Origin of the sequence: Bosea sp. (in: a-proteobacteria), from assembly GCA_023910605.1 — a bacterium.
In the GTDB taxonomy this organism is placed as follows: Bacteria; Pseudomonadota; Alphaproteobacteria; order Rhizobiales; family Beijerinckiaceae; genus Allobosea.
Map to the genome: position 1 here is coordinate 1,784,901 of JAAVVV010000001.1, position 11,445 is coordinate 1,796,345.

An 11,445-nucleotide genomic window follows, 5' to 3' on the forward strand; every position below is an offset into this window, starting at 1 on the left:
TCAGTCGGTCAGCCGGATCTGGCGCTCGCCGCACAGGTTGGTGCTGTCGGAATCATTTTCGCTGTCGTCATCGAAGCGGGCGAGCACGAAATAGGTGCAGCCGCTCGGCCGGGTCAGCCGGAGCCTCACCTGGGCGCCGGGAGCCAGCGGCTTGGCGAGCTTGCCGACGAGGCGCGGCTGCTGGCCGGTGGTGGCGATCTCGAGGGCGGTCAGCGTCACGCTGCGGGCATTGATGATAATCAGCTCCGCCGGCGGGCGCTGCGCGGACTGCGCCAGGGCAGGGCCGGCTATTGCCGCCGATGCGGCCGCAGCCGCCGCGATGGGCCATGATATCGATGGAACGCGCATGGAATATCCTCTTGTCGCAGATCGCCAACATGGGTGGGGCCGCCCGCTGGAGGCGGCGCGCTCCAATGAGACACCGTCGTCGCGGCACAAACAAGGTAAATCGCATGGACGGCGCCGCCCCCCGGCTGCGCTGGGGGCAGGGCGCGGTTGCAGGGAAAAGGGTCGTTCGCAAGGCCGCGCTGGCTTATATGCCGTGCTTCACCGTGGATGATCCGATCTGATGTCGCCAGCGCCCCTTTCCCAGTCCTCAAGCGGCGCCAGGCGCCCCGCCGTCTCCGCGGGCAGCGGCGGCTTCGTCACGACCTTTCAGGCGCTCTGGCCCTATCTCTGGCCGAAGGACCGACGCGACCTTCAGATCCGCGTCATCCTCGCCTTCGCGCTGCTGGTGATCGGCCGCGTCATCCTCGTCGGCGTGCCGTTCTCCTTCAAATACGCCACCGACGCCCTCACGGCCGAGCAGGGCCGCGCCGGCTCGATCAGCTGGTCCTGGCTGGTCGCCGCGCCGCTGCTTCTCACCGCGATCTATGGCGTGATGCGCATCGGCTCCGCTGCCTTCATCCAGCTGCGTGATGCGGTGTTCGCGCCGGTGTTCATGCATGCCGTGCGCAAGCTGGCGCACCAGACCTTCGCCCATCTGCATCACCTCTCGCTGCGCTTCCATCTCGAGCGCAAGACCGGCGCGCTGACCCGCGTGCTGGAGCGCGGCCGATCGGGCATCGAGGACATGGTGCGGCTCGGGCTCAACCAGCTTGTGCCGGTCATCGTCGAGTTGACGCTCATCATCGTCGTGCTGCTGTTCACCTTCGACTGGCGATACGTGCTGCTGCTGCTCGCCATGGTCACGGTCTACATGCTGTTCACCATCAGGGCGACCGAGTGGCGCATCAACATCCGCCGCAACATGAATGACAGCGACACCGACGCGAACGCGAAGGCGATCGATTCGCTGCTCAACTTCGAGACCGTGAAGTATTTCGGCGCCGAGCCGCGCGAGACCGCGCGCTACGACGTCGCGATGGCCAAGTACGAGCGCAACAGCGTCAAGGCCTACCAGTCTCTGGCCGTGCTGAACTTTGGCCAGGCGGCGATCTTCTCGGTGGCGCTGACGATCGCGATGTGGATGTGCGTGGACGGCATCCGCTCGGATCGCAACACCATCGGCGATTTCGTGCTGATCAACGCACTGCTGATCCAGCTCTACACGCCGCTCAATTTCATGGGCACCGTCTATCGCGAGATCAAGCAGGCCACGCTCAACATCGAGGAGATGTTCGCGCTGCTGGGCCGCGACCCCGAGATCATCGACAAGCCGGGTGCGAAGCCGCTTGCGGTCAGCGCGGGCGAGGTCCGCTTCGAGGACGTGCACTTTGCCTACATTGCCGAGCGGCCCATTCTCAAGGGCATCAGCTTCACGGTGCCGCCGGGCAAGACCATCGCCATCGTGGGTCCGTCCGGCGCGGGCAAGTCCACCATCTCGCGGCTGCTGTTCCGCTTCTACGAGCCGGGCTCCGGCCGCATCCTGATCGACGGCCAGCCCATCGCGGAGGTGACGCAGGCCAGCCTGCGCGCCGCCATCGGCATGGTCCCGCAGGACACGGTGCTGTTCAACGACACCATCGGCTACAACATTGCCTATGGCCGAGACGGCGCCACCGATGACGAGGTGCGGAACGCCGCCGCCATGGCGCAGATCGACAGCTTCATCGCCTCGCTGCCCGAGGGCTACGCCACCCAGGTCGGCGAGCGCGGGCTAAAGCTCTCCGGCGGGGAGAAGCAGCGCGTCGCCATCGCCCGCACCTTGCTCAAGGCCCCGCCCGTGCTCGTGCTCGACGAGGCCACCAGCGCGCTTGATACGTTCACGGAGCGCGAGATCCAGGATGCGCTCGACAAGGTGTCGGTGGGGCGCACCACGCTCGTCATCGCTCACCGGCTTTCCACCGTCGTCAACGCCGACGAGATCATCGTGCTCGACAAGGGCCTGATCGCGGAGCGCGGCACCCATGACGGGCTGCTTCAGCAGGACGGCATCTATGCGGCGCTGTGGAACCGCCAGCGCGAGGTTGCCGTCGCCGAGGAAACCCTCAAGCGCGCGGCCGCCGCCGAGGAGCCGAGCGTGCGGGTGACGCTGACGCGATGAGTGCAGCGGTCGCGCCGGCGCGGCGGCCTTTCCCGCTCTTCATCGCAGGCATCGCGCTCACCCAGATCCTTGGCTGGGGCACGACCTTCTATCTGCCCTCCATCCTCGACGAGCCGATCGGCCGCGATCTCGGCCTCGGGCGCGACGTGATCTATGGCGGCATCACGGTGATGCTTTTCGTCGCCGCGCTGGCCGGCCCCGGCCTCGGCGCCTGGATCGACCGGTCGGGCGCGCGCCAGCCGCTGCTGATCGGCAAGCTGCTGCTGGGCGCGGGTCTGGTCGGCATCGGGCTCAGCACCGGGCCCGTGACCTATCTCGCCTCCTGGCTGCTCATCGGGCTGGCGACGCCGCTGGCCCTCAGCATCGGTTCGCTCGCGGCCGTGACGCAGAGCTTCCCCGAGCGCGGGCGGCGCGGGCTCAGCGCGCTGTTGCTGTTCGGCGGGCTCTCGAACGGGCTTGTCTGGCCGCTCACCGGCTGGCTGGAGGTCAACCTGGGCTGGCGAGCCGTATGCTTCATCTATGCCGGCCTGCAGGTCTTCCTGTGCCTGCCGCTGGTCCATGGCCTCGTGCGCGCACCCGCGGCATCGGCGGCTGCCGAGGCTGACGACAGCGCGCCGACGCCGGGCCAGCTCACGGCAGCGCAGCGCCGGCACGGCTTCTGGCTGCTCATCGTCGCCGCAGGCTTCAGCGGGCTCGTGTCATGGGGCCTGCCGCTCTATTTCGTGGCCATGTTCCGGGAAGCGGGCATGGACGCCGGCATGGCCATCATCCTGGCCTCCGTCACGGCCTATGCGACCTTTTTCGCGCGCGTCACCGATTTTGCCCTGGCGGGACGGTTCACCGGCGTGCGGATCGCCGCGGCTGCGTCGCTGGGCTCGCCGATCGTGTTCGTGATGATGCTGGCCGCGCTGGGGCTGATGGCGCCGGGCGGGGCTCAGCTCGCGGCGCTTGGCGCCGCCATGGCCATATACGGCGTCGCCACTGGCCTCATCGCCACCTCGCGCGCCACATTGCCTTTCGAAATGTTCGGATCGAGCGGCTATGCCAGCATGCTGGGCCGGCTGTCCTTCTTCCTCAACCTGATGTTCGCGGCATCGCCGCTGCTCTTCGCCTTCATCTACGAGCGCGCCGGCCAGCAGATGGCGCTGTGGGTAGGGCTGGCTGGCAGCCTGTGCGCCGCCATCGCCTATCTGAGGCTCGACGCGCTGGTCGGCGGCGCCATGCCCCGGCCAGAGGCTTCAGGCCCCGCCTGACGCAAGCCCCGGCCAAATCCGCGCGGGCGCCAACTGCCCTATGGCGCGCGCGGCCAATCGCGCTTAAATCAGGCCATCAATGCGGCTCCTTCCACGCCGTGAACCGAAAGCCGCGATTTCATGTCCATCCTCGATTCCGTCCGCAAGATCTTCGTGCCCATCCACAAGGAGGGTTATCCCTTCATCGCCATCGCGGCGGTGGCGACGGTCGTGCTGGGCAATCTTTGGTCGCCGTTCGGCTGGGTCGGCCTCATCATCACCATCTGGATCTGCTATTTCTTTCGCGATCCCGTCCGCATCACCCCGCAGCGCGAAGGACTGGTGATCTCTCCCGCCGATGGCCGTGTGAGCATGATCGTGCAGGCCGTGCCGCCGCCGGAGCTGGAACTGCCGTCTGAGCCGATGACGCGCATCTCCGTGTTCATGAACGTCTTCGACTGCCACGTGAACCGCTCGCCGGTGAGCGGCACGGTGAAGAAGATCGCCTACACGCCCGGCCTGTTCCTCAATGCCGAACTGGACAAGGCCTCCGATGACAATGAGCGCAATGCGCTCCACATCGAGACGGCCACCGGCCCGGTGCTGGTGGTGCAGATCGCAGGGCTCATCGCGCGCCGCATCGTGCCCTTCATCAAGGAGGGCGCCGTTCTGGCTCCGGGCGAGCGCTTCGGCCTGATCCGCTTCGGCAGCCGTGTCGATGTCTACCTGCCGCTCGGCACCAGGCCGCTGGTGTCCGAAGGCCAGACCGCCATCGCCGGCGAAACCGTGCTCGCAGACCTGCGCTCGACCGAGACGCCGCGAATCTTCCGCACGCAGTGACGTCGCGGCGGGGCGCTGGTTCTCACTGGAGCGCCAGCCCCTCGATCGCGGCGATGGTGCGCGAGCCGGTGTCATCTGAATCGGAGGATACGGCGACCCCCACCAGAGGGCCCGGCTCCCGCCGCGCGGTCGCATCGAGGCCGCCTGTTCACCCTTGCGAATATGCACTAGGTTGCGCCCTTCTGCGGAGAGGCCCCTTTGAGCGAACTGTTCCCCCCCTTCCAGCCGGACAAGGACGAGCCGCGCAAGCGCCGTTTCAAGCCCATCCCGTTCAGGCTGCTTGCCCCCAATCTCATCACGCTGCTGGGCCTTGCGCTGGGCCTAACGGGCATGCGCCTGGCCATTGAGGGCCGGCTCGAGTTAGGCGTGGTCTGCGTCCTCATCGCGGCGGCGCTCGACGGCGTGGACGGCCGTCTGGCCAGGTTCCTCAAGGGCACCTCCCGCTTTGGCGCGCAGCTTGATTCGCTCGCCGACTTCGTCAATTTTGGCGTGGTCCCGGCCGTGATCCTCTACCATTTCGTGCTCAAGGACCTGCGCAACATAGGCTGGATCATCTGCATCATCTTCGCGATCGCCATGTGCCTGCGGCTGGCGCGCTTCAACGTGATGATCGACGATCCGAACCGGCCTGACTGGCAGAAGAACTACTTCACCGGCATGCCGGCGCCGGCCGGAGCGGTCACGGGCATGCTGCCGCTGTATCTGCACTTCCTTGGCGTGCCCGTCGCGCCCTATGGCGCGGTGCCGGTCGCGATCTATCTTCTGGCCTGCGCGTTCCTCACCATCTCCACCGTGCCGATGTTTGCGGGCAAGACCCTTGGCGCCAAGGTGCCGCGCCACTGGGTGGCACCGATCTTCGTGCTGGTCATCCTCGCGGTTGCGCTGGTGGTGGCCTATCCGTTCGAGGCGCTGAGCGTCATTGTCCTGGGCTACTTCGCCACGGTGCCGCTGAGCATCCGCAGCTTCCGCGCGCTTGAACGTGCCGACCGCGCCCGGGCCGGGGAGGGCGCCGCTGACCTGCCAGCGACCTCGCCCCAGGTGTCCGGCCCGCCCGCCTGAGGCGTTCGGCTCGCGGGCCTTTGGCCTCGCGCTTCCGCTCGCCTGTCCGTGCCCTCGTAAACCCAGGATGATGCCCGTGTTCGGCCGCAAGGAACCGCAAACTGAGAGCTGGAGGCCGAAGCTGGTTCTGGCGTCGGCCAGCCCCCGCCGGCTCGCTCTTCTCGAACAGGCGGGCGTGCGGCCCGACGCGCTGCTGCCGACCGATCGTGACGAGACCCCCGGCCGCAATGAGCGTCCGCGTGATCTCGCCCGCCGCCTCGCCCGGGAGAAAGCCGAGGCGGCTCACAAGGCCGCCGCCCTGCAGCCCGATCTCGCCGGCGCCTACATCATCGCGGCCGATACGGTGGTGGCGCTCGGTCGCCGCATCCTGCCAAAGCCCGAGGTGGTGGACGAGGCGGCCCAGTGCCTGCGGATGCTTTCGGGCCGGGCGCACCGGGTCTACACCGGCGTCACGCTCGTCACGCCGGGCGGGGCCTACCGCGAGCGGCTGGTGGAGACGCGGCTGCGCTTCAAGCGCCTGTCCGGGCAGGACATAGACAGCTATCTCGCCAGCGGCGAGTGGCGCGGCAAGGCCGGCGGCTACGCTGCGCAGGGCCTGGCGGGCTCGTTCATCGTCAAGCTGGTGGGCTCGCATTCCGCCGTTGTCGGGCTGCCGCTTTACGAGACGCTCGCCCTGCTGGGGGGGGAGGGCTACCCCATCCACATGGGCTGGCTGCAGGCGGCAAGCTGAGGCAGCCCCGCCCCCGCACATCAGGAGCGCCCGATGAACGCACCCGAACCCGCGCCGCCGAAGCGCCGGCCATGCCCGATCTGCAGCCGGCCGGTCGATGCAGCCTTCCGGCCCTTCTGCTCGAAGCGCTGCGCCGACATCGATCTCAACCGCTGGCTCAAGGGTTCCTACGCCATCCCCGCCACAGAGGATCAGGAAGGCCCCTCCGACCAGGACGCGCCCGAACGGCAACCGTGACAGCCAACGACATCGAGAGGCGACGAAACGGCTGGACAGGCCAAAAGCGAGCGACTATACCCCGCCCACCACCGCGCTTCAGACCTTCGCAGCGCCGGCGCCCGAGTAGCTCAGTTGGTAGAGCAAGCGATTGAAAATCGCTGTGTCACTGGTTCGATTCCGGTCTCGGGCACCACAATCCCCTTCACACACAGCCGTTCATCAGCCATGCCTGAGCGTGAAGGTCAGCGCCAGCAGGGCGAGGCTGGCGCCTGTGAAGATGGCGTCGCGGGTGCGTAGCCTTGGGGCGCCCACGATGGTTCGCGGCCCGGCGGTGAGGCCGCGCGCCTCCATGGCGATGGCGGCGCGGGTGGCGCGGCGGATCGCATAGGCGAGCAGCGGCAGGATAAGGCTGACGGTCTCGATCGGCCCGGCGAATCGCGAGGGCGGCTTGCCGCGCTTCATGGCGCGCGCCAGGCGCGCCTGCTGCGCCTCGGCGGCGAGGTCCGGCACGAGGTTCAGCGCCGAGAACAGCGCGTAGCCGATGCGCGGCGAGAGCTTCCAGTCCCGCATCAGCGCCTTCACCAGATGGCCCGGATCGGTGGACAGGGTGAACAGCGCCGAGACCATGCCGCAGGCGATGGCGCGCAGGAACAGCACGAAGCCCGCCGAGAATCCCTCTGACGTGAACAGCGCCTCCCGCGCCATGCTGCGCGCAAACTCGCTTTCCTGGCGGAACACCACGCTGGTGGTGAGAAAGCCGAAGCCGAACAGCGCGAAGGGCGCCATCAGCGCCAGCACGAGCAGCGGCGAGGTGCGGTTGAAGATGATCAGCGCCGCGCAGGCCAGCGCGATGGTGGCCAGTTGGAAATGCGCGTCGAACACCACGATCGCCGCGATCAGCCAGATCATGCAGACGATGAGCTTGGGCAGCGGATGAAGGGTGCGCAGCATCAGCCGCTTCCCTCCAGCCAGGTCAGGAGCGGCGCAATGGCCGGCGGCGCGAGCCCGGCGCGCGCCAGCAGGTCCGTGTCGCCGAGGATGTCGCCCGGCGCGCCTGCCGCGAGGATGCCGCCTGAGCCCAGGACGATGCAGCGTGTGCAAAGCGCCAGCGCGAGGTCCATGTCGTGGGTGATGAGGGCGATGGCGCGGCCTTCGCCCGCAAGGCGCACGATCTCGTCCGACAGCGTCGCGGCGCCGCATGCATCCAGCCCCGCCATCGGCTCGTCGAGCACCAGCAGCGGCCAGCGCGGGCCGGCCGTGAGAGCCGCCAGCGCAAGCCTGCGCTTCTGCCCTTGCGAGAGTTCGAACGGGTGGCGCGGGCCAAGACCTGCCAATCCCCATTGCGCCAGAATCGGCGCGGCGCGGGCAAGCCGGGCCTCCAGCGGCAGGGAGCGATCAAGCGCCAGCGCAATCTCCTCGGCGGCGGAGCCGGCGATGAGCTGGTTCTCCGGGTTCTGGAAGGCCACGCCCCCGGCCTCGCCCTCGCGCCGCCCACCCTTGAGGCGCAGCAGCCCGGCAAGGCTCAGCCCCAGCGTGGATTTGCCCGCGCCATTGGCCCCGATGAGCCCGACGATCTCGCCCGCGCGAATCTCCATCGAGATGCCCCTCAGCACCGCAGGCCCGAGAAAGGGCGCGCAATCGGCGCTCTCGAGCCGCGCCACCACGGGCGCCGCCGGCGCCGCAGCGGCAAGGCGAGGGGAGGGGCCGGTTTGGGCCGCGCGCGCCATCACCGCTCGGGCGGCGGCGCGCCGGGCCGGCGGCAAGGCGTCGAGTTGCGCAATCAGCGCCAGCATCGTGGTCGGCGCGTCCGGCGCGGACAGCCCTTCTGCCGCCAGCGCCGAATCGAGCCGGCTGGCGAGCGGCCGCCAGATGCCGGCGGCGTCGAGGTCGGCGCCATGGTGCCGGAACAGCCAACCCGGCTCGCCCTGCGCCAGAATGGCGCCGTCCGCGCCAAGCACCGCCGCCCGGTCCACGACATCGATCAGCCCATCGAGCCTGTGGTCGACGATGAGCATGCTGCGGCCGGCGGCCACCTCGGTGAGGATGGCGTGCAGGCGCGCCGCAGCGAGCGGAGCCAGGTGCGAGGTCGGCTCGTCCACGACGATGACGGGCGCGCCCTGCGCCAGCGTCGCCGCCAGCGCCACGAGTTGCCGCTCGCCGCCCGAGAGGGTGGTGGTGCGGCGCTCGCGCCAGACTTCGGGCAGGCCGAGCAGGGCCATGGCGCCCGCGACCCGTTCGCGGATCAGGCTCTCGGCGAGGCCCCGGTTCTCCAGCGCGAACCCGATCTCGTCCTCGACGCGCATGCCGCACAGCGTCTGGTCGGCATCCTGGAAGTAGCGCGCCACCGATGCGGACCATTGCGCCGGCGTGCGGCTTTCCACCGGCTCGCCGCCGATGGCGATCGCGCCGGTCACGGTGGCGGGCATGCTTTGCGGAATCAGGCCCGTGAGAGTGTCCAGCAGCGTTGATTTGCCCGAACCGGACGGCCCCAGCAGCAGCAGCCGCTCGCCGGGCCTGAGCGCAAGGTCGACGGGCCCGAGCGCATCGCGTGGGGCATAGGGGTAGCGCACGCTGACGCCGTGCCATGATGCGGCGTCCCGCAGCATGGCATCGGCGCCGGCCGCGGCCCCCGCATCAGGCATGGACGGCGGAACGGCGCGCCCGGTCGATGCCAAGGCCGGAGAGCACGCCCGTCTTGTAGAGCGCCTCGACCACCAGATGGCCCAGCACGCCTGCCAGCAGCGCGCCGCTGAGGCAGCGCAGCGTGAACATGGTCACCAGCAGGCCGGGAGCCAACGCGCCGTAATTGAAGCGGAACCAGGTGTAGATGAACGAGAACACCGCGGCCCCGACGCCCGCCGCCACGAGCACGGGCAGCGAATATCTCTTCCAGCGCGTGGCCGCAAACACGGCTTCCGCGCCCGCGCCCTGCACGAAGCCGGTGAGCAGGAGGATAAGGCCGGCCGGGCTGCCGAGCAGGATCTGGATGCCAGCCGCCAGCATCTCCGACGCCAGCGCCGCGCCGGGCTTGCGGATGATCGCGGCCGCGATGATCGAGACGATGAACCAGAAGCCCATCACCACATCCATGGTGATCGGCCCGAAGAGGGGCTGGAGCAGCAGCCAGACCTGCACCCAACCCAGATACAGCACGCCGAAAACGGCGCCGAGAACGGCCACGATCAGGATTTCACGCTGGGTCCACGCATGGGAGCTTGTCATGAGGCGACGCCTTCTGGTCCGGGGGATCTGGATGGGGAGAGGGGGCGTGAGCGCGCACGGCCCCTGCGGAAACGGAGCCGTCAGGGCTTGGACGGGCTGTTGGCCGAGATCGTCATGTCGAGCGCGACATGGCCTTCGGGCGCGCCGAAACGCAGGAAGGCCTCGCTCAGCGTGGCGAAGACCGGGCCGGCATCGCCGCGCAGCTTGGTGCAGAAGTTCTTGGACTTCCCGAACACGCCCGACGCCTTGAGAAAGTCGATGCAGCCGTAGATCTCGTCCATATGGTGCCCGTCGCCGAGCGGATAGAGCGAGAACTGGGCGGCCACGATCTGGCCGGTGAGCGGCGCGGCGAGCACGGCCGCCTTCGCATGAGCGATGCGTGCTTCTAGCGGCTCGCCGTGACGGCTGTCATTGATGGGCGTGCAGATCGGATCATCAGGCTCGCCAGGGCAGCCGCGCGAAACCGCCGCCGAGAGCACGCAGTGCACGCCCGACTTCGAGGCCGAGACGAACAGGTCGCGCATGGCGGGGAACAACTGCCCGGGCGGCCCCACGATCAGCGTCGAGACGTCATCGGTCTCGATGCGGAAATGCGGCCGGTAAGGGTCGAGCGCCTTGATGGCGCCGAGGATGACCGACACGAAATCGTCGGTCATGGGATAAAGGGAAATCTGTGCGCCTGAAAACATGGTCCGCCTCGCTCCGCTGGAATTACCCAGATCAGCTTGAGGGTCCGGAGGCTTCGCGCCCCGCATCTCAGCCCCGGCAACACGGAGCACCCCTGTGGAAGTGACAAACGCTATAGCCCCAACCCGCCCGGCCTGCAAGGACGAGGCCCCGCCTTTCTGTGGACGGCGACGCTGCGGCATTGCGGCGCTGCGGGTTGCGTCGCCGGTCCGCATCCCTACCTCATCGGGGCGCCCGGATGGCAGCGGAGCCATGATCGCACGTCCGGCAAGGCTCATCCTGTGAATGCTTTCGCCATTGTCTTTGCCATGAACCGCCGCCGCTGCGTTCGCGCCCTGGGGCTCGCTGCCGTCATGGCGCCGGCGGCGCTGGCCGGCCGCGCCTCAGCCACCGAGGCCGATGGCTGGGCTGCGCTGCAGGCGGGCGGCATCGCGCTGTTTCGCCATGCCAATGCGCCGGGCACGGGCGATCCGCCCGGCATGCAGCTCGGCGCCTGCCACACGCAGCGCAACCTCGACGCGGTCGGACGCGCTGAGGCGCAACGGATCGGGCAAGCCTTCCGCGCGCGGGCCATCGCGATCGGCGATGTCTGGGCCTCGCAGTGGTGCCGCGCCAGCGAGACGGCCGAACTCGGGTTTTCCGGGCGTTGGCGCGCGGAGACGGCGTTCAACTCCTTCTTCGGCGATCGGGCTGTCGGCCCGGCCCAGACAGCCGAGGCCCGCCGCAAGCTGCTGGCCTGGGCAGGGCAGGGCGCGCTGGTCGTCGTGACCCATCAGGTCAACATCACCGCGCTGACGGGCATCGTGCCCGCTTCCGGCGAGGCCGTGGTCCTCACGCGCGAGGGCGGTGAGCTTCGCGTCGTGGGCCGCCTGCGCCCCTGACGCCTGCCGCTCAGGCGAACCCGGTCCTGTTTCCGTCACATCGATGTGGGCCTGTCATGATGAAAGTCATGGCGACGCGCTTTTGCGGCG

General features: G+C 68.8%; 12 protein-coding genes, 1 tRNA gene and 1 riboswitch. Of the genes, 8 read left to right on the forward strand and 5 right to left on the reverse strand.

What is annotated here, in order from left to right; all coding sequences use genetic code 11:
• On the reverse strand, positions 1-348 hold the full coding sequence (locus HEQ16_08640; GenBank protein ID MCO4054107.1) for a hypothetical protein: 348 nt from the start codon (positions 346-348) through the stop codon (positions 1-3).
• A 220-nt stretch (positions 349-568) separates the two neighbouring features.
• On the opposite strand from HEQ16_08640, the gene HEQ16_08645 reads away from it, so the two are divergent.
• The 7 genes from HEQ16_08645 to HEQ16_08675 all read left to right on the forward strand — a co-directional run bounded on the left by HEQ16_08645 (position 569) and on the right by HEQ16_08675 (position 6,758).
• Positions 569-2,485, forward strand: a complete 1,917-nt coding sequence (locus HEQ16_08645) for an ABC transporter ATP-binding protein/permease (GenBank protein MCO4054108.1) — start codon at positions 569-571, stop codon at positions 2,483-2,485.
• A complete protein-coding gene (locus HEQ16_08650; protein ID MCO4054109.1) occupies positions 2,482-3,738 on the forward strand; it encodes an MFS transporter in 1,257 nt (418 codons plus the stop codon). Before HEQ16_08645 ends, HEQ16_08650 begins: the two co-directional genes overlap by 4 nt.
• Before the next feature lie 120 nt (positions 3,739-3,858).
• Positions 3,859-4,557, forward strand: coding sequence for a phosphatidylserine decarboxylase (locus tag HEQ16_08655; GenBank protein ID MCO4054110.1), 699 nt, complete (start codon positions 3,859-3,861; stop codon positions 4,555-4,557).
• A gap of 198 nt (positions 4,558-4,755) precedes the next feature.
• Positions 4,756-5,616: a phosphatidylcholine/phosphatidylserine synthase gene (locus tag HEQ16_08660; protein ID MCO4054111.1), complete on the forward strand. Its 861-nt coding sequence runs from the start codon at positions 4,756-4,758 to the stop codon at positions 5,614-5,616.
• Between the two features lie 70 nt (positions 5,617-5,686).
• Entirely contained in the window at positions 5,687-6,346 is a 660-nt protein-coding gene (locus HEQ16_08665) for a Maf-like protein (GenBank protein ID MCO4054112.1), read from the forward strand.
• A gap of 33 nt (positions 6,347-6,379) precedes the next feature.
• Positions 6,380-6,583, forward strand: coding sequence for a DNA gyrase inhibitor YacG (gene yacG / locus HEQ16_08670; GenBank protein MCO4054113.1), 204 nt, complete (start codon positions 6,380-6,382; stop codon positions 6,581-6,583).
• 99 nt (positions 6,584-6,682) lie between these two features.
• Positions 6,683-6,758: transfer RNA gene (locus tag HEQ16_08675), tRNA-Phe, on the forward strand.
• 26 nt (positions 6,759-6,784) lie between these two features.
• On the opposite strand, the gene HEQ16_08680 is transcribed toward HEQ16_08675, so the two are convergent.
• From HEQ16_08680 to HEQ16_08695, 4 genes are all read right to left on the reverse strand, one after another.
• A complete protein-coding gene (locus HEQ16_08680; protein MCO4054114.1) occupies positions 6,785-7,516 on the reverse strand; it encodes an energy-coupling factor transporter transmembrane protein EcfT in 732 nt (243 codons plus the stop codon).
• A complete protein-coding gene (locus HEQ16_08685; protein MCO4054115.1) occupies positions 7,516-9,171 on the reverse strand; it encodes an ATP-binding cassette domain-containing protein in 1,656 nt (551 codons plus the stop codon). The genes HEQ16_08680 and HEQ16_08685 overlap by 1 nt, the downstream gene beginning before the upstream one ends.
• A 28-nt stretch (positions 9,172-9,199) precedes the next feature.
• Positions 9,200-9,787: a thiamine permease gene (locus HEQ16_08690; protein ID MCO4054116.1), complete on the reverse strand. Its 588-nt coding sequence runs from the start codon at positions 9,785-9,787 to the stop codon at positions 9,200-9,202.
• 80 nt (positions 9,788-9,867) lie between these two features.
• Entirely contained in the window at positions 9,868-10,476 is a 609-nt protein-coding gene (locus tag HEQ16_08695; protein ID MCO4054117.1) for an HMP/thiamine-binding protein, read from the reverse strand.
• A riboswitch (TPP riboswitch) is annotated at positions 10,467-10,580 on the reverse strand. (Overlaps the previous gene by 10 nt.)
• A gap of 247 nt (positions 10,581-10,827) precedes the next feature.
• On the opposite strand from HEQ16_08695, the gene HEQ16_08700 reads away from it, so the two are divergent.
• Positions 10,828-11,355 carry a histidine phosphatase family protein gene (locus HEQ16_08700; GenBank protein MCO4054118.1) on the forward strand — a complete coding sequence of 176 codons (528 nt, stop codon included), beginning with the start codon at positions 10,828-10,830 and terminating at the stop codon, positions 11,353-11,355.
• The last annotated feature ends 90 nt before the right edge of the window (positions 11,356-11,445 follow it).